Annotated in this window: 19 protein-coding genes and 1 pseudogene; 7 read left to right on the top strand and 13 right to left on the bottom strand. The window is 66.2% G+C overall.

Annotation, left to right across the window (positions count from 1 at the left end; all coding sequences use genetic code 11):
• Window positions 1-81: 81 nt before the first annotated feature.
• Genes MRBLMI12_RS19615 through MRBLMI12_RS19625 form a run of 3 tightly spaced genes read left to right on the top strand, consistent with a single transcriptional unit; the run spans window position 82 to window position 3257 of the window.
• A complete protein-coding gene (locus tag MRBLMI12_RS19615) occupies window positions 82-972 on the top strand; it encodes a glycosyltransferase (RefSeq protein WP_349426784.1) in 891 nt (296 codons plus the stop codon).
• Between the two features lie 51 nt (window positions 973-1023).
• Window positions 1024-2160 (top strand): NAD-dependent epimerase/dehydratase family protein, encoded by a 1137-nt coding sequence (locus MRBLMI12_RS19620; RefSeq protein ID WP_363357877.1) that lies wholly within the window; start codon window positions 1024-1026, stop codon window positions 2158-2160.
• Complete coding sequence (locus MRBLMI12_RS19625) at window positions 2157-3257, top strand: acyltransferase family protein (RefSeq protein WP_363357878.1); 1101 nt, start codon at window positions 2157-2159, stop codon at window positions 3255-3257. The genes MRBLMI12_RS19620 and MRBLMI12_RS19625 overlap by 4 nt, the downstream gene beginning before the upstream one ends.
• Here the strand turns inward: MRBLMI12_RS19625 and MRBLMI12_RS19630 are convergent, their stop codons facing one another.
• From MRBLMI12_RS19630 to MRBLMI12_RS19650, 5 genes are read right to left on the bottom strand one after another with little or no spacing between them, the layout of a single operon-like run.
• Window positions 3258-4226 (bottom strand): glycosyltransferase family 2 protein, encoded by a 969-nt coding sequence (locus tag MRBLMI12_RS19630; RefSeq protein WP_363357879.1) that lies wholly within the window; start codon window positions 4224-4226, stop codon window positions 3258-3260. It lies immediately after the preceding gene.
• Window positions 4226-5473, bottom strand: a complete 1248-nt coding sequence (locus MRBLMI12_RS19635) for a hypothetical protein (protein ID WP_363357880.1) — start codon at window positions 5471-5473, stop codon at window positions 4226-4228. The genes MRBLMI12_RS19630 and MRBLMI12_RS19635 overlap by 1 nt, the downstream gene beginning before the upstream one ends.
• The gene (locus MRBLMI12_RS19640) at window positions 5466-5870 is read right to left on the bottom strand and encodes a DUF2304 domain-containing protein (RefSeq protein WP_331906482.1); all 405 of its coding nucleotides are present in this window, start codon (window positions 5868-5870) and stop codon (window positions 5466-5468) included. Before MRBLMI12_RS19640 ends, MRBLMI12_RS19635 begins: the two co-directional genes overlap by 8 nt.
• On the bottom strand, window positions 5867-6598 hold the full coding sequence (locus MRBLMI12_RS19645) for a glycosyltransferase family 2 protein (protein WP_331906480.1): 732 nt from the start codon (window positions 6596-6598) through the stop codon (window positions 5867-5869). Before MRBLMI12_RS19645 ends, MRBLMI12_RS19640 begins: the two co-directional genes overlap by 4 nt.
• Before the next feature lie 43 nt (window positions 6599-6641).
• On the bottom strand, window positions 6642-8459 hold the full coding sequence (locus MRBLMI12_RS19650) for a hypothetical protein (protein WP_363357881.1): 1818 nt from the start codon (window positions 8457-8459) through the stop codon (window positions 6642-6644).
• Between the two features lie 137 nt (window positions 8460-8596).
• Between MRBLMI12_RS19650 and MRBLMI12_RS19655 the strand changes: the two genes are divergently transcribed.
• A complete protein-coding gene (locus MRBLMI12_RS19655) occupies window positions 8597-10246 on the top strand; it encodes a DUF2142 domain-containing protein (protein ID WP_363357882.1) in 1650 nt (549 codons plus the stop codon).
• Window positions 10247-10311: 65 nt separating this feature from the next.
• Window positions 10312-11652 carry a glycosyltransferase family 4 protein gene (locus MRBLMI12_RS19660; RefSeq protein WP_363357883.1) on the top strand — a complete coding sequence of 447 codons (1341 nt, stop codon included), beginning with the start codon at window positions 10312-10314 and terminating at the stop codon, window positions 11650-11652.
• 10 nt (window positions 11653-11662) lie between these two features.
• Here the strand turns inward: MRBLMI12_RS19660 and MRBLMI12_RS19665 are convergent, their stop codons facing one another.
• The 7 genes from MRBLMI12_RS19665 to rfbA all read right to left on the bottom strand — a co-directional run bounded on the left by MRBLMI12_RS19665 (window position 11663) and on the right by rfbA (window position 21442).
• A complete protein-coding gene (locus MRBLMI12_RS19665; RefSeq protein WP_331906472.1) occupies window positions 11663-12424 on the bottom strand; it encodes a class I SAM-dependent methyltransferase in 762 nt (253 codons plus the stop codon).
• Window positions 12425-12652: 228 nt separating this feature from the next.
• Entirely contained in the window at window positions 12653-14491 is a 1839-nt protein-coding gene (locus MRBLMI12_RS19670; RefSeq protein WP_363358236.1) for a glycosyltransferase, read from the bottom strand.
• A 7-nt stretch (window positions 14492-14498) separates the two neighbouring features.
• The gene (locus tag MRBLMI12_RS19675) at window positions 14499-15713 is read right to left on the bottom strand and encodes an ABC transporter ATP-binding protein (RefSeq protein WP_349426772.1); all 1215 of its coding nucleotides are present in this window, start codon (window positions 15711-15713) and stop codon (window positions 14499-14501) included.
• Between the two features lie 2 nt (window positions 15714-15715).
• Entirely contained in the window at window positions 15716-16630 is a 915-nt protein-coding gene (locus tag MRBLMI12_RS19680) for an ABC transporter permease (protein ID WP_363357884.1), read from the bottom strand.
• A 38-nt stretch (window positions 16631-16668) separates the two neighbouring features.
• Window positions 16669-18609: a rhamnan synthesis F family protein gene (locus MRBLMI12_RS19685; RefSeq protein ID WP_363357885.1), complete on the bottom strand. Its 1941-nt coding sequence runs from the start codon at window positions 18607-18609 to the stop codon at window positions 16669-16671.
• The gene (locus MRBLMI12_RS19690) at window positions 18606-20552 is read right to left on the bottom strand and encodes a rhamnan synthesis F family protein (RefSeq protein ID WP_363357886.1); all 1947 of its coding nucleotides are present in this window, start codon (window positions 20550-20552) and stop codon (window positions 18606-18608) included. Before MRBLMI12_RS19690 ends, MRBLMI12_RS19685 begins: the two co-directional genes overlap by 4 nt.
• A gap of 17 nt (window positions 20553-20569) precedes the next feature.
• Entirely contained in the window at window positions 20570-21442 is an 873-nt protein-coding gene (rfbA, locus tag MRBLMI12_RS19695) for a glucose-1-phosphate thymidylyltransferase RfbA (RefSeq protein ID WP_331906460.1), read from the bottom strand.
• A 71-nt stretch (window positions 21443-21513) separates the two neighbouring features.
• Between rfbA and rfbB the strand changes: the two genes are divergently transcribed.
• On the top strand, window positions 21514-22512 hold the full coding sequence (rfbB, locus tag MRBLMI12_RS19700; RefSeq protein WP_363357887.1) for a dTDP-glucose 4,6-dehydratase: 999 nt from the start codon (window positions 21514-21516) through the stop codon (window positions 22510-22512).
• A complete protein-coding gene (locus MRBLMI12_RS19705) occupies window positions 22512-23921 on the top strand; it encodes a bifunctional dTDP-4-dehydrorhamnose 3,5-epimerase family protein/NAD(P)-dependent oxidoreductase (RefSeq protein ID WP_349426766.1) in 1410 nt (469 codons plus the stop codon). Before rfbB ends, MRBLMI12_RS19705 begins: the two co-directional genes overlap by 1 nt.
• A gap of 109 nt (window positions 23922-24030) precedes the next feature.
• Here the strand turns inward: MRBLMI12_RS19705 and MRBLMI12_RS19710 are convergent.
• Window positions 24031-24896, bottom strand: a pseudogene (locus MRBLMI12_RS19710) (hypothetical protein); the annotation flags it as partial.

Below are 24896 nucleotides of genomic sequence, written 5' to 3' on the forward strand. Positions count from 1 at the left end.
CTACGCACGCAGGAGGATCCTCCGAGAATCGCCTTCGACGCCAGCGCGACTCTCAGGCTGATCTCGTAGGCTCGTCGCGCTATGACACACGAGATCTTCGTACCCTTCTGGGGCGACCCCGGTCTGCTCTACCTGACTGTCGAGTCCGTCCGTGCCCAGCACAATCCCGACTGGCGACTCATCGTCATCGACGACTGCTACCCGGACGAGACGGTCGCGAAGTGGTTCGCCGAGCTCGACGACGAACGGGTCACGTATGTGCGCAACGAGGTGAACCTCGGCATCACCGAGAACTACCGTGAGGCGATCCGACAGGCGACATCGGATCACATCACCATCCTCGGCTGCGACGACCTTCTGCAGGCGAACTATCTCGACGTGATCTTCGCGACCATCGCCGCGGTCCCCGACGCCGACGTCATTCAACCCGGCGTCGAGGTGATCGACGAGCACGGGGTGGTCGTTCGGCCCCTCGTGGACCGCGTCAAGACCGGCCTGCTCGCCCCTCGCAACGGGCAGGGCGTCGCCGTCCTCCGTGGTGAGGCCATGGCGACGAGCCTCATCAGAGGCGACTGGCTCTACTGGCCCTCTCTCACCTTCCGCACTGAGACGCTCCGACGGATCGATTTCCGCGAGGGCCTGCCCATCATCCAGGACCTGGCGCTGTTGATGGATGTCGCGTTCGAGGGCGGGTGCTTGGCGTACAACCCCACGCTGGCTTTCTCGTATCGGCGCCACGGCGCGAGCGCTTCGCAGAAGACGCTCCTGGACGGTCGTCGTTTCCGCGACGAACGCACCTACTACGCGCAGGCGCGCGCGCTCGCGAACTCCAAGGGATGGCGACGGACAGCAACCACGGCGCGCATGCGCGTGATGTCACGACTGCATGGCGTCGCGGAACTTCCGGGGGTGATCAGGCACGGATCTGCCGCCGGGCTACAATCGACGCTGGCGCATATCTTCGCCCTCTAGACTCGCGCGCGGCGATCTGAACGCGCGTCCCCTTCTTCCAGGAGACCACGCATGCCCGAACACGTGCTCATCACCGGCGGCGCAGGCTTCATCGGCACCCGGCTCGCACGTCGCTTCGTCGACGCCGGCCACACTGTGACCGTGCTCGATTCGCTGATTCCCCAGGTGCACGGCGAGGACCCGACGAACACGTCTGCTCTGCTGCGTTCGCTGGACGGCGTGGCGACGGTGATCGAGGGCTCTGTGACCTCCAGCGACGACCTGCGCCGCGCGCTGGACGGTGCGGCGATCGTCGTACATCTCGCAGCGGAGACCGGCACCGGTCAGTCGATGTACGAGATCGATCGGTACGTCGAGGCGAATGTCGGCGGAACTGCCAAGCTGCTCGACCTCCTCACCAACGAGCCGCACGCGGTCAAGCGACTCGTCATCGCGTCGTCGCGCTCGATCTATGGCGAAGGCGCATACCGCACAGCGGATGGGCGGATCGTGTATCCCCCGCACCGCGCCGACGCCCAGATGGCCGCCGGCGACTTCGACGTGCACATGCCCGGCGAGGGGCCGGTCGAGACGGTCCCGACCGACGAGCGTGCGAAGCTGCACCCGTCGTCGGTCTACGGCATTACCAAGCAGATGCAGGAATCCCTCGTGATGACGGTCGCGCCGACGATCGGCGTCGAAGGCGTCGCACTGCGATACCAGAACGTGTACGGGCCAGGGCAGTCCTTGAAGAACCCGTATACGGGCATCCTCTCGATCTTCTCGACCCTCATCCGCCAGGCGAAGCCGATCAACATCTTCGAGGACGGCCTCGAGAGCCGCGACTTCGTCTACATCGACGACGTCGTGGAGTCGACGTTCCGTGCTTCGACGATGCCTGAGGCAGCCGGCCGCACCATCAACGTCGGCAGTGGAGTCGCCACGACCGTGAACGAGGTGGTCGCCTCGCTGTTCGCCGCGTTCGGGACCGAGGTGCCGACCACCGTGACGGGCAATTACCGCCTCGGCGACATCCGCCACAACGTCGCCGATACCAGCGTTCTGCGCGAGGTGCTCGCGTACGAACCACAGACCGACTTCCCCACGGGTGTCGCCCGGTTCGTCGAGTGGGTGCTCACCGAACCGGTCGAGGAGAGCAGCTATGAGCGTTCGCTGAAAGAGATGGCGGAGCGGAGCCTGCTGAAATGAGGGAGGCCGACCGGCGCTGGATCGACCCACGGGACAACTCTCTGAATCTCCTGCGCCTGGTGATGGCTGCGATGGTGCTCGTTCACCACGTCTTTCCCCTCACCGGCCGTGGCGAGGGGGTTGAGCTGACGCCAGGCGAATCCGTCGGCGGCTGGGCGGTGTTCGGGTTCTTCATGATCTCGGGCTATCTGATCACCGGCGCCCGCCTCCGATCAGATGGCGGCCGCTACCTCATCAACCGCATCGCCCGCCTGTTCCCGGCCTTCTTCTTCGTCAACATCATCACGGCGTTCCTGCTCGCGCCTATCGCCTACCAGGTGCAGAACGGCACCCTCTCCGGTTTCCTGACCACCCCGAACACCCCCGCGAGCTACGTGGTGGCCAACGCCTGGTTGGTCATGAAGGACTACTCGGTGGCGGGAACCCTGGCGAATGTCCCGTACCAGTACGCCTGGAACGGCTCACTGTGGAGCCTCTACTACGAATTCTGCGCCTACCTGCTGGTCGGATTCTTCCTCGTGCTGCCCGCGGTCCGTCGCAGTATCTGGCCGATGCTCGCGGCGTTCATCGCCACGTGCGCGCTCAAGGTGTGGAACGACCAGTTCGCGGTCCTGCTCAGCGGCATCGCGTTCGACGTCGTCCAGTTCGGGCGACTGCTGCCGTTCTTCTTCGGCGGCGCGCTCGTGTTCATGATCCGCGAGCGTCTCGGCGACAGGTTCCCACTTGTCTGGTGGGGTGCGCTCGCGAGCGCCGTCGCCACGGTGGCGCTGATACTGGTGTTCCCGTCCTTCGGTGGCCAGATCGCAGCGCCGTTACTGACCTACATCCTGATCTGGATCGGCGCGCGTCTGCCATCGCCGAAGCTCTTCCAAGTCCACGATTTCTCGTACGGCGTCTATGTCTGGGGTTTCCCCCTGACGCAGATGCTGTGCCTGTTCGGCTGGGCCGGCGCTCCCCTGCCGATCTTCCTCGCCGTGCTGGTCGTCGCGACGGCAGCCATGGCCGTGATCTCGTGGTTCCTCATCGAACGTCCTACCATCCGCTGGTCTCGAGGGAAGGTCCGAGCTTTCGGCGATATCCGAGCGGAAGCGCGGTGATCAGCTGAGCGCGTACTGGCGCTTGACGTACGCGGTGAACAGCCTCCGGTAGACGCCCGGCATCGTCTTGAGGATCAGTGCTCCGACCCCGAACACCGGCCGACGGCGCAGGGTCGAAGCGAGCATGGGGAGATCGATCCGCCGTCGGCAGCCGGCCAGCACCTCGGCCGCCGCAGCATCGTCGCCGGAACGCATCGCGGACTGCGCGGTCAGCATCAGGAAGAGGGTCCGGCAGACGCGGAACGCGCTGCGGCGACGTGGATCGTCGAGCCATTCGCCGAGGGAAGTCTCCAGATGCGCAAGCGCACTCTCGGCCTCCGAGATCTTCGGGACGCGTCCCCAGGTCAGCGTGCCCCCGCCGACGTGGTAGCGGGTGAGCGCGTCGGGGATGGAGACCACGGAACGCGTCCGGGATAGCGCGATCACGCCGACGACTTGGTCCTCGAAGCGGTGGACCTCTTCCGGGTACCACACGCCGGCGAACGCCGATCGGCGGATCACCTTGTCCCATGGAAAGGGCGTGATCTCGCCCGTCATCATCCGCGACGCGGCGATGTCGCCGCTCATCGAACCCAGACGGGGCGAATGGGCGTTGCGCTCGGTGCCGTCGGGGAGCACGACGGTGCGCCCGCAGATCGCGGCGTCAGCGTCCCCCCTCGCGGCATGCATGCGCAGGAGGAAGTCGGGTTCCCATGCATCGTCCGCGTCGAGGAACGCCACGAAGTCGCCGACCGCTGCGCGCAACGCGGTGTTCCGCGCCGCTGAGATGCCCTGGTTCGCGGCGTGCGTGACCACTCGCAGGCGCTCATCGTGCACAGCCTGAAGCAGTGTCGGCGTGTCGTCGGTCGAGCCGTCGTCCACGGCGACGAGCTCCAGATCAGGATCGCTCTGGGAGAGCACCGAGCGCAACGCCCGCTCGACCGTGGACGCGGTGTTGAACATCGGCACGATCACGCTTGTGCGCGGCATCAGGCATCCTCCCTGGTGCGGCGCCGGAGCGCGCGCAGGACGAAGGTGAAGTGGAACGCCGACCCCACCAACGGGCCGATCGACAGCGCGAGGATCGTGCGTGTCGCCAGGTCGGCCGGCGAGAGCATGATCGCGACGGAGACCGCCAGGGCGAGGTACCACCCCACCGTGTTCACCGTGTGCGCGTCCAGCGCGAGCGCAACGGACCCCCCAAGCACCAGCAGCGCCAGGAAGGCCGCGGCGACCACCAGCATCGCGAGTACGAGCGGTGAGTTCCCGTAGGCAGGCCCGAAGACCAGCCGCATCAGCCAGGGGCCGACCAGGGCTGCGAGCGCGCCACCGACGACGGCGACGGCGACGACAGCACCGACCAGCTTGAGCAGGGAGGATCGGGCGCGTTCCGGGTGGGCCACAAACGACGCGATCACCATGGACTGGAACGCCGTGACAGGGATGAGCAACGGCGCCCTGGTGACCGACACGGCGACGATCAACGGCGCAGCGAGAGCATAGGCGGCCGGATCCGTCGTGAGACTCATCAGCAGCGGAAATCCGGTCACTAGCAGGGCGGTCGCACCCGCAGCAGCCATCGCGTTCGCGACCCGCTTGAGGAGCGCGCCGAGCCGCAACTGGATGCGGATCCCCCACAGCACCCGCCAACGCGGAAGGAGCGTCGTCACGACCAGCCAGGTGGCCGTGCCCGCCGCTGCTGCGGCCTCGAAGCCGATGAACCCCCACCCGAGGAGTGCCGCACCCGCTGCGAGGGCAAGGCGCACAAGCGACTCCCCCGCACTCAGCCCCGCGAACCCGTTCCAGCGCCCGAGCCCCGCCAGCGTTCCCACAGTCGCGACATGGCCGGCATAGAGGAACGCCGCAGCGGCGACCAGGAGCATGGGCACAAGCGCACCGCCGATCCCGACGAAGACCGCTTGCCACAGCGGGAAGAGGAGCATCACGACGATCGCCGCACCCGCCCCGACGAGGAGACCGGCCGTGAGTGGCGAGGTCGCCCGAGGCCCCTCCCTCTCGAGGCCGCGATCCGCACGGACGGCGCGCGTCATCTCGTTCTGAATACCCGACAACACCGCGAACACCGCGAAGAGGGCAGCCCAGTACGTCAGGAACGCGGTGTTGTGCTCCGTGCTGAGTGATCGTGCGGAGATCGCCAGGAACAGGATGCCGGAGAGTGCGGCGACTGCGGCTGCTCCCCCGACGACCAGTGCGGACCTGCCGGTCCGCTCACTCATCGGCGCCGAACTCGCCAGAGCGTGATGCGTCGTCCCTCTCGCCCTCGAGCCGGGCGAGCCGCTGCTCCACGTCGTCGTGCTGCGTCCGCAGGATAGCCAGCTCCTCCGCTGAACGACGGATCTCATCCTCGGCTTGGGACAACTCCCACGACAGATGGAGCGCGACGCCGATCAGCAGGACCAGCGCCAGTGCGAAGATGAGGTTCGACGGAACTGCAACCCCGAGCGCTGTGCTCAGTCCGATCAGGAGGCCGGGGAAGATCGCGAGGATCAGGATCACGATCCCGATCAGCAGCCACAGGGTCGCGTACTTCTCGCGCAGCTGGCGGCGAAGGAGCAGCGCGATGATGATGGTGAGGACCAGTAGCGCCAGCCCGATCCCGGCGATGACGATCACGCGCTCGCCTCCGTGGAGCGGCGGCGACCGCGCATCAGCGCGAGGGACAGAGCGAAGACGGAGCGCAGCAGGTAGATCGTAGAGCCGACGGGATTCTGGCTGGGCTTCCCGTGCACACGAGCCCGCATGGCCACCGGAACCTGGGTCACCGACAGCCCCGAGTGAATGGCGCTCACGAGTGAATCCACTGTGTCCCCCAGATATTCGGCCGGGTAATAGTGGACGTACTGATCGATCGCCCGCCGGTTCGCGGCCCGGAAGCCGCTCGTGACATCGGTGAGACGCGTTTTCGCCACGCGTGTGAGGACGTTGGCGAGGAACACCATCGCCCAGCGCCTCGGACCCTTCGCCTGGTAGTCGCCGACATCGGCGAATCGCGCCCCGATCGAGATGTCGGCATGTTGCAGACCCGCCAGGACCAGGGGGATGTCCCGTGGATTGTGCTGCCCGTCCGCGTCGACCTGGATGGCCTGCCGATATCCGAGACGCTGGGCGAAGGTGAAGCCCGTGCGCATCGCGCCACCGACCCCCATGTTGAACGGAAGAACCAGCACCCGGGCGCCGGCGTCGCGCGCGACCTGGGCGGTGTCGTCGGTAGATCCGTCGTCGACGACCACGACGTCGTAGTCGACGAACTGATCAAGGATCTCACGCACAGTGTTGCCGACGTTCCTGGACTCGTTCCACGCGGGCACGATGATGAGCGTGCGCTCGGAGTGCTCAGGCATGGTGCACCCATCCTATCAATCGAGTGTGTCCGTTTCCGTGAGGTCAGGGGGCGAAGACCACAGGGCCGAGTTCGGAGCAGGCCTCCTCGGCTCGCTCGGCGATCGACTCGTCCGCCGTGATCACTGTGACCGGCGCGCCCATCAACCGTCGGATCTGGCACAGATCATCCATCGACTGGCCGTCGTGATAGTAGGCGTACTTCCGCAGTTCGACATCGCTGATGCCACTCGAGGACAGTTGCACGACCCAGAACATGATCCAATCCTCGTCGGGGTCCGTCGACTGCCACAGCATGGTCTTGTCCCCCGCCGACGTCATTTCGACGACTCGATCGAAGACTCTGTCATCCTCTCCGACGGAGAAGTAGTCCCCCGACAGAATCCGCGCGAGCGGGTCCTTCACCGCCTGCGGATCGTTGCTGAAGGTCGGCACAGTCGCACGAGCGAACTCGCTCACACCCACCAGCGCTGTCAGCACGATCATGAAGGCGAACGCAGCGCGCAGGCTCTTCGCCGAGATCGCCGCCGCGTAGGTCAGACCGGCAGCCACGCCGACGATCAGGAGCATGGCGAGGAAGAACCACAGGAACTTCAACTGGTAGTAGCTCCACAGATTCTGCTCGTTCCGGCGAAGCCAGAGGAGCAGGCCGAGGCACAGTCCGCCCCCGCCCACCAACGCAGTCAGAACCCACACCAGGTCGAGCGATCTCGTCGCACGCGCGTGGAGCACACCGAACCCCACCGCAAGGAGGAGCGCGACGAGGACGATGACCTTCTTGAACTCGAAGACTGCGCCGAGCGCCTCGGTGAGCAGCTCTCCCTGACCGATCAGCGCGGGGACGGAGAGCGTCAGGAAAACGCCGATCGGCTGGAGGACGGCGGCGATGGCCAGCAGCAGCCTGCCCCGCCGAAGGGCGAACACCGCTTTGCGCTGCACGATCAACAGCACGAGGAACGCAACCCCGGGGATGCCCGCGAGCGGTGCCCACAAGGCGAGCGTGAGAGCGATCGACAGCGCGAGCGTGACGAGGGATGTCAGCACGGCGCGATCTGCATGCACCAGCGTGATGAGTGAGGCGATCAGCAGCGCGATGGTTAGATGGAAATTGACGAAGCCCAGGGTCACCGGCCCGGACAGCATGATCCACGTGAGCGGGACCGCCGATGTGATCGCCGTCGCGACCAGCGTCATCGTTGAGCGTCCGCGCGAGATGGCGAGTGTGAACGCGCCGCACAGAACGCAGGCCGCGACGATCGCGAACGACCACATCTGCGCGAGCGCGATGATCTGGGCGCCTGCAGAGGGCGCGCCGCCGAGCGCCGCAGGCAGTGTGAAGAAGGCGACGAGGGCGGCCGTGAGTGGCACCGGGTTTCCGCTTCCCAGTGTCACTCCGCCGGCCTGCAGCAGCTCGCGGGCGAAGAGCACGTTGTTGGCGGCGTCACCTGACATCGCCCACGACAGCGGGGTGCCACCGGGAATCACGGCCGCGGCGAGAAGGACCCCGCACCAGATGAGGCCGCCGAAGGCCGCGAAGCCGAGCTCCGATCCGTCGATGCGCGTGAATGACGATCCGGCGCGGTACAGCCGAAAGACGAAGAAGGCACCCGAAGCGGCTCCGATCACGAGGAACAGCACCAGCGGGGAGATGCGGGTGTATCGCGCCGCGACCATCACCACGAGCACGACCCAGGCGAAGACGACGAACAGCAGAGCGAGGCTCGCGCTGAGCGACATCCGCGCTCGGAGGAGCAGGAGCGCGGGGATGAGCACCACTGCGACGAGCAGCAGCAAGGAACCACCGAGGAGCGGCCACACGCACGCTGCGACGAGCAGCGCGGCATACACTCCGAGCAAGATCATCCGCCGATGCGATCCCACGGGTGACGGCATCCCAGTTCTCCTTCTGCGGCGCGGCTCAACCGGGAAGCGCCTTCTGAACAATAGTGGGTGGAGCCTGTGAAACCGGACGTCGGCGTGCCTGCGGGTACGATGCTCAAGTGACAGCCCGCACCTCGTCGTCTCGCCGGAAACTCGTCTTCGCGATCCTGATTCCCGTTCTGGCGTTCTTGTCACTCGGCGCATGGTCGGTCGCGTCTCCCGTCGGCGCGACGCCGGACGACGACTTCCACCTCGCCTCCATATGGTGCGGACTCGGCGACCGGCCCGGCCTGTGCGAGAACCGCGACGACGACGCCGTCAAGCGATATGTGCCGACCCCCGTCACGACGGCGACGTGCTACGCATTCCACAACGGCGAGAGCGCAGATTGCTGGAACGGCGAAGACGACGGCATGTCGAAGGTGAAGCGCGCCAACGTCGATCGTCTGTACCCCCCGCTCTTCTACGGCACCATGTCGGTGTTCGCCAGCACCAACGTCGCCGCATCCGTCATGGTGATGAAGCTCGTCAACAGCGCGATCGCCGTCGGCCTGCTCACCGGCGTCTTCTTCGCCCTGCCTCGCCGGCTTCGTCCCGCGCTCGTCATATCGGTCGCGGCGACCGCGGTGCCTCTCGGCATGTTCATCTACGGGTCGACGAATCCCTCGTCCTGGGCGCTGCTGTCTGCCGCGACGGTGTGGATCTCGCTGTACGGCGCGTTCCAGGTCGACGGGCGCCGCAGGTGGGTGCTTGCCGGCCTTGCCGTGCTCGGCGCGGTGATGGGTGGGGGCGCTCGCGCCGATTCGGCCGTCTACGCGGTGTTCGGCGCCCTCCTGGCGGTCTTCCTCGTCGTGCGACGGAAGCGGATGCCGCTGGTGCCGCTGCTCGCGGCGGCGATCATCGTGGTGATCAGCGTCGCGTTCTATCTGAGCGCCTGGCAGGGTGCATCGATCGTCGGGGGCCTCGACAGCGAACGCCCGCCGCTCTCGGGGTCACTGCACGTGTCGAACCTTCTGTCGGCACCCAGCCTCTGGATGGGCGCCCTGGGCGGCTGGGGACTCGGCTGGCTCGACACCCCGATGCCCGCAGCCGTTTCCGTCCTGGCCGGTGCCGTCTTCTGGGGCGCCTTCTTCATCGGAGGCGGCCGTGCATCCGTGCGGCGCGGAATCGCCATCGGGCTCGGCGTGGCGGCGATGTGGCTCGTGCCGGTGGTTCTGCTGGCGCAGTCGCGGATGCTGGTGGGCGAGCTCATCCAGCCGCGCTACCTCATGCCGCTGATGATCATCACCATCGGTGTCGCGTCCGCGCGTCTCGATATCGCGCGCGCATGGCGGGGCTTCCGCTCGATAGCAGCCGTTGCGGCGCTGGCCGTCGCGAACATCGTCGCTCTGCACACCAATATCCAGCGCTACACGACGGGCCTCGACCAGTTCAGCGCAGACCCCGGCGCGAACGCCGAGTGGTGGTGGGCATGGGCGCCGAGTCCCGTCGTAGTGTGGCTGGGCGGCGGCCTTGCCTTCGCCGCCGTCCTCACACTCCTGGTGCTGCTGCTCCCCGCCGGCGAAGTGGTCGCCGATCACGAGCAGCGGTCATTCGCGACTGTAGGCGGAGAGCCATCCGAATCGGCATCAGCGCCCGCCGTGGCGGAATCGCGGCCTGACGAGACTGTCGCGAAGTCCCGCGCAGGCGGTGGCGGGAGCGCTCTTGCCGGGCACGAAGCCGGGGTCCGCGGCGACCACGTGGTCGCCACCGAAGGCACCACGCAATGATGTCGCCAGCAATGACCGGCCGTACGCGCGTGCTCATCATCACAGGCGACCTGATCGGCGAGCGGATGGCCGGACCGGCGATCCGCGTATGGAACATGGCTGAAGCGCTGTCCGCGGCCTGTGACGTGCGGATCGTCTCGTGGAACCGGATCGAGCGCACCTCAGACCTCTTCGACACCGTTCATGTGCGAGAAGCCGACGACCGGCAGATGCGCGACCATGAGGCGTGGGCCGACGTCATCATCGTCCAGGGCACATCGTTCCGTGTCTTCCCGAGCATCGCGCAGACTCAGAAGATCGTCGTCGCCGACCTCTACGATCCCTTCCAGTTGGAGCAGCTGGAGATGAACAAATACGCTCCCCCTGCGGAGTGGGCGGACGAGGTCACCAAGGCGGTTTCGCTCCTCAACGAGCAGCTGGCCAGGGCGGACTGCTTCTTGTGCGCCTCGGAAGCTCAGCGCAACCTCTGGCTCGGCGGCCTTTCGTCGATGGGTCGCCTGAACCCGACGACCTATTCCGACGACCCGACTTTCGAATCCCTGCTGCGGCTCGTTCCCTTCGGGGTGCCCGGCGAACCACCGGTCCAGCGACGACACGGCATCAAGGGAACCGTGCCAGGTATCGCCACCGACGACAAGGTGCTGATCTGGGGCGGCGGGATCTACAACTGGTTCGACCCGGTCACCCTGGTCGAGGCAATGGGACTTCTGGCCGACGAGCACCCCGAGATAAAGCTCTTCTTCCTCAGCGCGCGACACTTCAATCCCGACATACCCGAGATGCAGGCACTCACCGACACGGTCGAATCCGCTGAGCGCCTCGGGCTCCTCGATCGCACCGTGTTCTTCAACGACGCGTGGGTCGATTATGAACGCCGGGCGGACTATCTGCTGGACGCCGACATCGGCGTGAGCACGCACCTGATCCATGCTGAGACGCGCTTTGCTTTCCGCACCCGCATCCTTGACTACCTGTGGGCGGAGTTGCCGATCGTCGCGACCGACGGCGACAGCTTCGCCACACTGATCCGGGATCGCGGCATCGGGCGCGTCGTGCCCGCCCAGGACGCGCCCGCCCTGGCAGCAGCGATCGTCGAGATGGTGTGGGACGAGGATGCCCGGCGCGTGGCGGCGGACAACCTCAAGGCCGTCCGCGAGGAGTTCATGTGGTCGCGCGCGCTCGCGCCCCTCGTCGCTTTCTGCACCGACCCCAAGCCCGCCCCCGACCGCGACCTCGTGCTGCGTCGCGTCTCAGCGGTGGGAGGCACGACGTTCGAGAGGATCCTCGCGATGCCGCGGGGACCCCGTCGCGACTTTGCGCTCGTGCGCCATTACTGGAAGCAGGGCGGACCCGCACTGGTACGCAAGAAGATGCTCACCCGGCGCGAGCGCTTGCAGCGCGACTAGTCGTCGCGCTTCAGCCACGCCGTCGACGCAGTCGGCCGAGGCTGCGCAGAGGCGCGGTCAGTCGCCAGCTGGTGCTGTCCTTCAGCGCGTCGATCTGCGACTGCAGCTCGTCTTCGTGCACGGCTCGCAGCCGCACTTCCGCCCAGGCGCGTTCCGCGTCTTCCACGACGCTCTCGAGCCACGCCTGTCGGGCCACAACCTGCCCGAGGCGCTCGGCGTCCGCGCGGACCAGAGCAGCTGTCGCCTCGTCGGCGTCGAACAGTGCCCGCAGCGGCTCGTGCTCCACTTCCCCGACCGCCAACACGCCCAGTCCGTGACCGTGCTCGAAAGCGAAGGAGCGCGTCGGATCGGCGACTTCGTCCCAGAGCCGCCATACCCCGAAGCCGTTCTCGCGTTCGGCGATGTCGTGGAAGAGGATCACTCCACCGTCCCGGACTGCGCTGCGCCACTCGGTGTAGTCGGCGCGAGCATCCTCGTATCCGTGGCGCCCGTCGATGTGCAGAACATCCACCGAGGCATCCTGGAACAGGTGCCGTGATTGCGCGAACCAGCCTGGAATCAGCCTGACGGTGTCGGGGTAATCCCGCTGCGCGACGCCGCTGACGTAGTCGTACACCTCGTGCCCATAGTGGCCGGCGTGATCATCGCCCTCCCAGCTGTCGAGTGCGCTGATCGTGGTGTTCAGGCCGAGCCGTTTCACTGCCTCCGCGAACGCGAAGCAGGAGTAGCCGTAGTGCGTACCGAGCTCCACGATGTCGCGTGGTCGCAGCACGTCTACCAGCCAAGCTGCGAACGGGGCGTGTGTGATCCACGCGGAGTCGGGGTAATGAACCGGAAGCCAATACGACGTTGGGCGGAGCCAGAAAGGCGGAGTCTCGTGATCCAGCTCGGCTCCCTTCATCTCGAGGGACACTTCCATAGGCCGTTGCTCCGTTGCTCGGGTTGCCTGAAGCATAGGCGCCCGTGACGACTGTCGCGAATCGGCGCCGCCGGACTCCGGCTACGGGGTGCGACCCCCGCGACCGTCCACGGGCCCATCGAACAGATCGTGCCACGCCGCGGGCGAGGCGAGTTCGGCAACGGCCGCGCGGTACGTTCGCGCCAAACGCGGCCACCGTACCCATAGACGCGCACGGAGACCGACCGCATCCCACAGCAGACGCGATGCGACGCGACGGTCGCGACGGGCGACGAAAGCACCCGTTCCCGTCGCGCTGGCCACGGTGGCGCTGTCGAGGAGACCCAGCACCCACCACTTGCCCTCCGCGCGCGGGAGTGCAGCATCGACCAGCGACACGTTCGCTGCGCGCGACCGCCTGAACTGATGGACGGCCACGCGGAGGAGTCGCCGGACCGCTTCGACACGTCCGGCCGGGGCTGCCGGGACCGGTCCGCCACGTTCAGCCGGAAGCTGGGCTTCGGGCACCACGGACTGTCCCGCGCGAGCCATGAGAACGCGCATGTCAGTCGTGCGCCTTTGGATCGTCCGAGGAAGGTGGGCGGGGCCGTCGAGGACATCTCGCAGCGCCACGCGACGCGCCGCCGCCGAGCCGTACTGCATGCACAGCAGATGGTTCACGTCTTGCGCGAATGACGCAGACAGTACGCCGCCGCCCCTCGCCGAGGCGGAATGCACTAGCGCGACGACGAGGCGGTTGCGCAGCTGGAAATACGCTTGCCAGTCGAGCCCGTCGTCCTTCCCGGTCCATGGCATGTGCCAGAGCGCGGCACCGGGAAGAGTCACGGTCGGCACGCCAGCCGCCGCAGCCCTCAGCCCGAACTCGGCGTCGTCCCACTTTATGAAGAGCGGCAGCGAAGCTCCGACCCGGCGGACGAGGCCGAGGGGCACCAGGCACATCCACCAGCCGTTGAAGTCGACGTCGTGCAGACGACGCAGCCCCGGTGTCGATTCGATCGTCGCGACGGCGAGATCGACCGGCGCCAGGGCGGGCTCCACGGAGGTCCACCAGAAGCCGCGCCGATCAACACGCTCACCGACGGAATGGAGAACCGTTCGCTCGAGCAGGCTGAGCATGTGGGCACCCACGATGGTCTCGCGCGTCGTGCGAGCGGCGAACGCCAGCATGCGTAGGACAGAGTCCGGCTCGAGCAGCACATCGTCGTCGAGGAGCAATGCGTGGTCGGCCCGCTCTTGGAGCGATTCGACCATTCCACGGCTGAATCCGCCGGAACCGCCGAGGTTACGCTGCTCGATCAGCTTCAATCGTCCCTCGAGCGCCGCCGCGGCCCGGTCGAAACCCGGGACTTCGCGCACAGGACGATCTCCCTGATCCACCACGATGACGCGCACCAGCTGTTCGCGCACCAGGCCGTCAGCGGCGAGGCGCTCGAGGACGCCTACGCAATCGATTCCGCGATTGTGGGTGGTGATGCAGACCGTCGCCGTCGCGGTCTTCGCATCGGGCGCAAGCCACGCACCATCGCGGAACGTGGTGCCTTCACTGCCGGCCTCCACCTCGAGCCAGAACCACGCGCCGTCGCCGATGCGGATGTCCCACGAGAACGCACCGTCCGCGGGAACCGTCGCCAGCACACGCCGCCCGTCTTCCTCGTCAGCCGCGCATACCCTGACGATCGCGGCGCCGTCGAACTCGCCGACGACAGTGATCCGCTCGATGTCGGTATGGGCGTTCCAGTACCCTGCGGGAAACGCGCCGAAGTACGTCGCGAGGGATGCCGTCGCTCCCGGCGCGACGGTGAGGCTGAAGCGGTCCCATGACACCGCGTCCGACTCTGCGCGGACGTAGAGCTCGTGGGCCGCCTCATCGCCTGGTTGCGGGAACAGAAGGCGCTGAACGCTCCGCGAGCCCTGTGGCATCCGGCGGCTACTTCTCGTCGATACGGATCGCCGCCGCAACCGGACCGATCGTCGTCGGAAGGCCTTCGACGGTGAACTCGGCGCCTTGCATGAGCGAGTGAGAGGCGTCGACGCTGATGCCCGAGACGTTGGCGTTGACCACGTACCGACCAGGGCTGAGCTGCGCACCCTCCACCGCGATCTCGACCGACGTCTCGCCGTCGAGCGGCGCCAGGCGCAGCTGCAGGAGATCTGTGTTGGAGGCAAGGGCCATCTGTCCCATGGCGGTGTCGATGCTGAACCCGATCGCCCACTGATCGATGGGCAGATAGGACTTGACACGCACACGCATGGCGAAGGATTCACCGACAGCGAGGGTATCGCAGTCCACCCCGTCGGCTCCGACGATGTCGATGCCCTGGATCGCCATCGCAGTGCTGATCTCATCGGGGCGGGCTTGGCCGACGGCGTTGTTCGCCAGCAGTTCGCGGAAGCGCTCGATCGCCGTGACCGGGATGCCGTCGAACACCATCTGGCCGCGATTCATGACGATGACCCGGTCGCAGAGAGCGGCGATCTGGTCCAGAGCGTGGCTGACGATGATGATCGTGCGCCCCTCGGACTGGAACTCGCTGATCTTGTCGAGACACTTGCGCTGGAACTGCTCGTCACCGACGGCGAGGACCTCGTCGACGAGCAGGATGTCGGGGTCGGTGTGGACGGCGATCGCGAACGCAAGTCGCACGTACATGCCCGATGAATAGAACTTGATCTGCGTGTCGATGAATTCGCCGACGCCTGAGAACTCCAAGATGGCATCGAACTGCGCGGCCGTCTCCTCGGAGCTCAACCCGAGCACTGAGGCGTTGAGGAAGACATTCTCTCGGCCTGTGAGGTCAGGGTGGAACCCGGCCCCGAGTTCGAGCAGCGCGGCGATCCGCCCTCGTTGCTCGACACTGCCCGACGTCGGCTGGATGATGCCGCCGATCACCTTGAGCAGCGTGCTCTTGCCGGACCCGTTGTGACCGATCAGACCGATCGTGTTGCCCGCTCGGATATCGAGGCTGACATCGCTGAGAGCCCAGAAGTCCTGCTTGTGCGCGCGGCCGGCTCGGCCCAGCGTGATGATCCGCTCCTTGAGCGAGGAGTCCTTGCGTACGGTGAAACGCTTGGAGACGTTGGAGATGCGAACGACCTCGGGGCGCGCGGCCGATGACGAGGATGTTGCGGGATCGGGGGACATGCTCACAGCTCCTGGGCGAAGTCGCCCTGCAGACGCAGGAAGACGCGGTGGCTGACAAGCAGAAGACCCAGTCCGACGACGAGCGCGATGACCAGGCGGAGAAGCAGGTTGGCCGGCTGCTCCAGATCGTCGCCCGCGACCCAGAAGGCGCGTTGGAATCCCAGCACTGCCAGTGTCAGCGGATTGTTCGTATAGATGTCGAGCAGAATCGGGTTCGTGATGATCGATGCGACCATCTGCCAGGAATAGACGACTGGAGACATCCAGAAGAGGAGCAGCGTCGCCACTTCGACGAGGTACTGAATGTCCCGAAGGTAGACGTTGAACGCCGAGAAGATCAGGGCGAACGCCAGACCATAGACCAGAAGGACGCCGAGCGACGGGAGAGCGTAGAAGAAATCGAGCGTGAACGGAGGCTTGCCCACCAGCAGAGTTGCGAGGAAGAGCACGACCAGCTGTACGCCGAAGTTGAACAACGCGGAGCCGGCGCTTGCGAGCGGGAAGACCTCCCGCGGCATGTAGACCTTCTTGACGAGCCCCGCGTTGGCGATGATGGAACCGGTGCCACCGACGGCGATCTCTTGGAAGAGGCCCATCGCTGTGAGGCCGGCGAAGACATAGACAGCGAAGTCCGGGATGCCCCGCGCGGCGCCCAGGAAATGACCGAGGACGACGTAATAGATCGCCAGCTGTACAAGCGGTCGGGCGAGGGCCCACAAGAATCCGAGGGCGGAGTCCTTATACCGGGCCTTCAGATCACGTCTGACCAGCAGACCCAGCATCTCCCGGTGAGCGAAGATCTCGCGCACCGGGCGGACGAAACCGTCCAGTCCCGAGCCGAGCGCACCGACGCTTCGCATGGGCAGTCCGCCCAGGCGCGTGAAGCGCTCTTCGGCTACAGGGGTGAAATCGGGCATAACTGGTCAATCCTAACGGTGCGCCGGCGGAGCGCTGTTCAGCGGCGAGGCAGGCGCCGCACGACGGCGGAACGGGCGCGACCGATCAGGCTCCGGACGCGCAGGATCCGGTGAGCGGCCGCCACCAGACTCGACTCCGAACCCGGCCGATGCAGCCGAGCGTACATACGCGCGAAATCCGTCAGGGTTCCGTACTCGACCGGCCCGGCAGCCTTCAGCAACTGGATCTGCTCCATCGTGCTGTCTCGCAGCGTGCTCGAGAATTGATCGAGGTTGTAGTCGAGTGCTGCGTAGCTCGAGGCGATGTACGCAGTGTTGGCGACGGTGCGGCTGTGGAAACCGAGCTCCCCGGCCGCATAGACCGGCATCCGCTCCAGCACGTGCGCCAGCCCCCCGTCCTGGTATGCCTCCGCTCCTCCGAACTGGTCGTACGTCCACTCGTGTTCGACGAGGAGGCGCAGAGCGGCGGGGCGAGCGAAGAACATCGACCCGAACGGCGCAAGGGGTGAGACCTCATCGATCGGAACGCGGATGTCGAGTTCACCGGCGAGGGCCTCGAACGCGGGTTTGTTCGCCCACCAGCCGTGGCCGAGGCTCGGATAGCCGAGGTGGATGGTCGGCGGGAACACCAGCCCGAGGCCTTGCTCGCGCTGGAACAGTCCCACGAGGTTCGCGGCGTATCCGGGGCTATTCAGCAGATTGGTGAACTGTTGCCGTTTGAAGTGCGTGCCGACGTTGTGGGCATCCTGCGGTGTCTTCTTGGAGTGCAGTTTCACCACGAGGTCATAGCCGTCGCCCAGTAGCAGGTCGCGGCATCCGATCAGGAAGGCGGACTGATCCCGTCCGTTGTTCGATGCCACGACACGCACCTCGGCGGAACCGCGTGGCGTTCGAGTCGCGATCGTCTCGCGGATCCGTACCGCCCTCCCCTCATCCGGAGTCGTGACGACGAGGTCGTATGAGCCAGGCAAGAAGTCGACGCGGTCGAGAATCTCATCCGTCATCTCGGGGTAGAACACGTGAACGACGACAAGGGTCCGAAGGGGGATGGTCGGATCGTACTCGAGCTCGACGTCGGGCAGCACCTCGAGCATCGCGGCATCGGCGTTGAGAGTGCGCGGCTCGACATTGCGCGCGAGGTCGGAGTAGATCAGCTCGACGGGGTAGCCGAGCTCCCTGACCGCCTCAAGCGTCCAACGACCGATGACCGCAAGGTGGTCGAGGTACGGTGGCCATTGGAAGAAGGGGCGTCGCTTCAGTGTCGGGCACCCTGCGCGGATGAGCTGCTCGGCGTAGAGCACCGCATGGTTCTCGACCTTGTCGGTGAGTGTCGGGAAGGCCACCTCGCCGACGTAACCCAGGTCGGTGAAATGCTCGGTGAAGATGCCTTCGTGCTTGACGACCGCGTCAGCATAGGTGTCCATCTGCGGAAGGTCGCGCCAATACGCGATCCAGTCCTCCGACAGGAACATGTCGCGCCGCACCGCCAGCCAGTACGACTGCAGGTGGTACGGCAGATACCCCGTCTGTGTGAACGGGTTCGGTTCGACGCGTACATGATCGGTCATTCCCCAGAAATGGAGGGGGCTGCGATCCATTCGATCGAACAAGGGTCCGAAGGGGCGCACCGGACCGAACCAGGTGTCGTTCGCCAGGAGGACCTCGTCGTATTCCGCGATGGCATCGCCTGCGGCATCCAGCCCTGCCTTGTATCCCCAGATGTCGTAGCCACGGTTCTCGCGGACGATGATCTCGTCCGCAAGCGGTGCGAGCCGAGATCTCCCGGTCTCGGTCAACGCGCCGTTGACGACGACCATGATCCGCGCGCAGTGCTCACGCAGCCGTGTGAGCGCGTAGGGGATGTACTCCTCCACATCGCCGCGCACGTCGTACACGACGTAGATGAGCAGCCGGCGACCGTCAGGAGGGAACTCGTTCGCGTCCTTGGTCGGAAAGGTGATCAGTTCTGCGGTCTTCATCGCCGACTCTCCGGTGCGCGGCCTCTCATGACCGAGGTGAGGATGCCCACGCCTCGACGCATGTACTTCAGGATGACCACTGTCCGCAGCGCCGCCTCGAACAACGGCATCGTGAGACGCGAGAGCCGACGGTGGTTCACACGGATGTACATGCGTGCGAGCGCGACCGTCCCCATGTGTCCGGCATCCCCGGCACGCTGCATGAGGGCGATCTGCTCGACGGGCCAGCCGCGGGTGGTGGAGAACAGATTGTCGATCTTCGACTCGAGGATCGTATGACTGATCGAGGCGTGCTCCCTCGTGAGCACCGTCCGCGCGTGATAACCCAGTTCTGCTCCCGCATACGCGACAAGTCGTTCCTGCACGCGGGCGAGATCGCGGTACGTCTGACCGGTGCGCTTGCCGTAGTCACGGAACATCCACCGCTTGCCCATCAGCGGAAGCAGCGCTTCCGGCCGGCCGATCCACATCCCGCCGAATGGCGCGAGCGGAGAGACCGCGTCGAACGGGACGGTGATCCCCAGGCTGCGCCCCAGATCCTCTGCCGGCTCACGGAGGCCACCCCACGCGTGCCCCATCATCGAGTAGCCGATGTGCATCATCGGCGGGAACACCACGCCTAGTCCAGGCTCCTTCTGGAACAGCGCGAGCAGATTCGCGACGTAACCCGGGCTGTGCAGGAGATTGTCGTACTGATAGCGGCGGAAGTATCGGCGGACGTTCACCGTCTTGTCGCGAGTGCGACGAGCGTGCACCTTGACGATCAGGTCGAAGTTCCCGCTGAGCAGGACGTCGCGGCATCCGACGAAGAGGTCGCTCATGTCGCGACCACGGTTGGCAGGCGTCACGCGGACGTCGAACGAAGCCAGCTGCGGGTCGTCACGGCGCTCCAGCATGCGCTGGAGCTTCTCTGCCCGCTTTCCGTCGGTGGTCGTGACGTACAGGTGATAGGGGGACGGGATGTAGCCGAGGCGCGAGAAGAGGTCCTGGACCGAATCCAGGTCGCTGACGTGGACGATGGCGGCAATGCGGAACGGTGACGCGCGGTCGTATGCCACATCTGTGTCGGGCAGCACTTCGAGCATTCCGGCGATCGCGTACAGCGCCTTCGGCTGAACCGTCCGCGCGAGGTTCTGCCACACGAGGGCGAGCGGGAAGCCCAGTTCGTCGACGTGCTGCAAGAGCTCACGACCGATGACCGCGAACCGGTCGAGGTAGGGAGGGTACTGCAGGAACACCGTGCGCAAGACGAATGGGCATCCGTCGTCCAGCAGCAGGCTCGGTGTGAAGAGCGCCGGGTTCGTGCTGGGATATCGATCCGCCGGAAACGCGAACGACACGCTCGCGTCGCCCGGCGCGAAGTGACGCAGGAAGGCTGTCTCCTCCGCGGCGCCGGCGCCGCGTCCGCGCCCGTCCCAATAACGTCGCCATGCACCGGAGGCGAAGGCGTCCCGCCGCAGCGCGGTCCAGGCCCAGGGCAGCGACGGCGGAGTGACTCCGGCGTCGGGGAATGTCTCGGGGCCACTCCCCGAGTTCTCGACCATCGCCCACACCGTCGTCGCTTCGCCGGCCATCCGTTCGAGCACAGGGCCGAAGTCGGAAACGGGTCCGAACCAGGCGTCTCCAGTGAGAACCACCTCGTCATAGCGTTCGATATCAGCCTCCGCGTCCACCGCGAGCGCGTAGCCGGCCGGGTCGAATCCGCTTGCGGGGACCGAGAAGACGTCGTCGACGAGGCTGCGCAGACGCTCGATCTCGATCTCGGGAGTGCCGGCCGGGACGATCACCACCAGGCGTTCGCCATGCGGGCGCAACGCTGCCAGCGCGTGCATCACGAAGTCGTCGATACGGCGGTCCGTCCGGGACACGGCGTAGACGATGAGTCGGCGATCGTTTGTTGCCGCGTCGGCGTCTTGTCCGGCGCGCACGTCGACGTCGCTCATGAGTCGCCCGGAGCCGCTCAGTTCAGGCCCTGCTGCAGCGCTTTGAGGAGGTAGGCGCCGTACCCGCTCTTCACCAACGGCTCAGCACGCTCGCGAAGGTCTTCGTCGGTCAGGAAGCCCATGCGCCACGCGACCTCTTCCGGGCATCCGATCGAAAGCCCCTGGCGCTTCTCCACCGTGCGGATGAAGTCGGTGGCCTCGCTGAGAGAGTCGAACGTGCCGGTGTCGAGCCACGCCGTCCCCCGCGGAAGGAGTTCGACCTTCAGGTCACCTCGCTCCAGGTAGGCCTTGTTGACATCGGTGATCTCGAGCTCCCCACGCGGCGAAGGGGTCAGATTCTTCGCAATCTCGACGACGTCGTTGTCGTAGAAGTAGAGGCCGGGGACGGCGTAGTTGCTCTTCGGATCGATCGGCTTCTCCTCGAGCGAGACCACGCTCCCAGCGGCGTCGAACTCGACCACTCCATAGGCGGTGGGATCGTCGACCCAGTAGCCGAACACCACGCCGCCCGACAGGTCAGTGTACTGCCGAAGGCGCGTGCCCATTCCCTGCCCGTAGAAGATGTTGTCGCCGAGCACCAGGGCGGCCGAATCGCCCCCGATGTGCTCCTCGCCCAGGATGAACGCCTGCGCGAGCCCGTCGGGTGAGGGCTGCGTCTTGTAGGTGATCGAGACGCCGAAGCGGGCGCCGTCACCGAGCAGCCGCTGGAATTGATCCGAGTCCTGCGGTGTGGTGATGATGAGGATGTCGCGGATGCCCGCCAGGATCAGTGTCGACAGCGGGTAGTAGATCATCGGCTTGTCGTACACGGGCACGAGCTGCTTCGAGATTCCGAGGGTGATCGGGTGCAACCGCGAGCCCGTGCCGCCTGCCAGGATGATGCCACGCATGCCTCTAGTCTCCGGCATGCGCCGAGGAGCACCAAACCTGGGCGCGTGGCGCTGCCCGGTATCCTGGACCGATGCGCAGACTCCTGGTCACTGGCGGTGCCGGTTTCATCGGCTCGAACTTCGTCCACCACGTCCTCGAGCACACCGATGACCACGTCACCGTCCTCGACAAGCTGACGTATGCCGGCAACCTCGCGTCTCTCGACGGACTTCCAGCCGACCGTTTCACGTTCGTCCAGGGCGACATCGCCGACGCGGCGCTCGTCGATGATCTCTTCTCGGGTGTGGACGCCGTGGTGCACTACGCGGCCGAGTCGCACAACGACAATTCACTGCACGAGCCGCGCCCATTCCTCGACACGAACATCATCGGCACCTACACGCTGCTGGAGGCCGCACGCAGGCACGACCGCCGCTTCCACCACATCTCGACAGACGAGGTCTACGGCGACCTGGAACTCGATGACCCGGCGCGCTTCACCGAGCAGACCCCCTACAACCCCTCCTCGCCGTACTCGTCGACCAAGGCCGGCAGTGACCTGCTCGTGCGGGCCTGGGTGCGATCGTTCGGAGTCCGGGCGACGATCTCGAACTGCTCCAACAACTACGGCCCGTACCAGCACGTGGAGAAGTTCATCCCGCGCCAGATCACGAACGTGATCCGCGGCATCCGTCCGAAGCTCTACGGTGCCGGCGAGAACGTCCGCGATTGGATCCACGCCGACGACCATTCGTCCGCAGTGCTGACCATTCTCGAACACGGTCGACTCGGCGAGACATACCTCATCGGTGCGGACGGTGAGAAGAACAACAAGGACGTCGTCGAGCTCATCCTCGAACAGATGGGGCAGCCCAGGGACGCGTACGACCATGTCACCGACCGCGCCGGCCACGACCTCAGGTACGCCATCGACTCGGGCAAGCTGCGGACGGAGCTCGGCTGGCGCCCGGCCTACGGCGATTTCGAGGCGGGGCTCGCAGCGACCATCGCGTGGTACCGCGACAACGAGGACTGGTGGGCGTCGGCGAAAGACGGCGTCGAAGCGTTCTACGCGTCGAAGGGCCAGTGATGACCGAATTCGGTAAGGGCCTCGTGCGCACGGAGACGAACATCCCGGGCCTGGTCGTGTTCGATCTTCCGGTGCACGGGGACTCGCGCGGGTGGTTCAAGGAGAACTGGCAGCGTGAGAAGATGACCGCTCTTGGGCTCCCCGACTTCGGACCGGTGCAGAACAACATCTCTTTCAACGACGCCGCGGGGACCACGCGCGGAATCCATGCAGAACCCTGGGACAAGTGGGTGTCGGTCGCCACAGGCCGCATCTTCGGCGCCTGGGTAGACCTGCGTGAGGGCGCCACCTTCGGGGCTGTCTTCACCGCCGAGCTCGATCCGTCACGAGCGATCTTCGTCCCTCGTGGTGTCGGCAACTCGTACCAGACGCTCGAGGCCGACACAGCGTACACATACCTGGTGAACGACCACTGGTCGCCCGACGCCGAGTACGCCTTCCTCAACCTCGCCGATGAGACGGCCGCGATCGACTGGCCCATCCCCCTGTCGGAGGTCGAGATCTCGGCGAAGGACCGCGCACACCCGCGCCTCGCCGTCGTCACGCCCATCCCGCCGCGGAAGATCCTCGTGGTGGGCGCCGCCGGACAACTCGGACGCGCCCTGCGCGCGGAGTACGCAGGCGCGGATCACGTGGAATACGCGACGCGAGCCGACCTGGATCTCACGGCGCCAGATCTCGAGTCGGCTCGGCGTTGGCGCGACTACGGCGTCATCATCAACGCCGCGGCGTACACGGCGGTCGATGTCGCCGAGACTCCGGCCGGGCGTCGCGACGCGTGGGCGGCCAACGCCACCGCCGTCGGCGCGCTCGCACGGATCGCGGCTGCGAACGGGATCACGCTCGTCCACCTTTCGAGTGACTACGTCTTCGATGGGACGAAGGATGCACCGTACAACGAAGCCGAGCCGGTGGCTCCGCTCGGTGTCTACGGGCAGACCAAGGCCGCCGGTGACGCGGCGGCTGCGACCGCGCCGCGCCACTACATCGTCCGTACGAGCTGGGTGATCGGCGAGGGCAAGAACTTCGTCGGCACGATGGCGTCACTCGCGGAACGGGGTGTCGACCCGAGTGTCGTCGACGATCAACGCGGACGGCTGACGTTCACCTCTGAGATCGCGCGCGGGATCGCGCACCTGATCGACTCGGAAGCAGCTTTCGGCACCTACAACCTCACGGGTGGCGGACAGCCGCTGACGTGGGCTGAGATCGCCAGAGAAGTCTTCACGCTCACCGGGCACGATGCATCGCGGGTGACCGGCGTGAGCACCGATGACTACTTCGCCGCCGCCACGGCGCCGGTCGCCCCGCGCCCACGTAACAGCGTGCTCGACCTCCAGAAGATCCGCGCGACGGGGTTCGAGCCCGCAGACGCACTGGACACGCTGAGACGCGAACTGATCCGCTGACCGCCCGTCTGCCGGGAGGCCGACCGCTGCGCGGGGGCGTCCTGGCAGGCACCCGGCGCCGGATCAGCGAATCCCCCGGGAATCAGGAACCTGCGCCGGCGGATCGAACCTAGGGCACGGTCACGTCGCGACAGCCGAGAGCCGGGTTGGACCCGCCCGCGGTGTCGATGGCGTAGACGCACACCCTGTGGGAGCCGGCGGAAGCCGGGATCGGGGCCACGAATCCATGCGCGCTGCCCGAGGCCGGATACACGCTCGCGACATCGGGACGTGCGAGATTGGCGATGAACTCCCGGCCGACGCCGTCGACATATACGTGGACGGCGACGGGGTTCGTCGTATCGGGATCGATCGCCCATCCTGACGCGGTGAGCGCGCCCGCCGAAGTCGAGACCCATTCGAAATTGCCGAACGGCGCCTTGTTGACCGCGGGGGTCGGTGCGGTCACCGTCACCGTACGGCAACCCAGCGTCGGATTGGAGCCGCCCGCGTCATCGATCGCGTACACGCACACGTAGTGCGAGCCGGGAGAGGCCGACGTCTGGACGACGAACCCGTGCCGGTCGCCGTATCCGGGATACGCCGCTCCGACATCCGGACGCGACACGTCCGCTGTGTAACCCTTGCCCACCCCGTCCACGTAGACGTGCACCTGGATCGGTCCCGTGACATTCGGGTCGATCGCCCAACCAGCGATCGTCAGGTTCCCCGACGACACACCCACCGACTCGAAGTTGCCGAACGGAGCCTTGTTGACCGCGGGGGTCGGTGCGGCCACCGTCACCGTACGGCAACCCAGCGTCGGATTGGAGCCGCCCGCGTCATCGATCGCGTACACGCACACGTAATGCGAGCCGGGAGAGGCCGACGTCTGGACGACGAACCCGTGCCGGTCGCCGTATCCGGGATACGCCGCTCCGACATCCGGACGCGACACGTCCGCTGTGTAACCCTTGCCCACCCCGTCCACGTAGA

Source organism: Microbacterium sp. LMI12-1-1.1 (genome assembly GCF_040676455.1).
GTDB lineage: Bacteria > Actinomycetota > Actinomycetes > Actinomycetales > Microbacteriaceae > Microbacterium.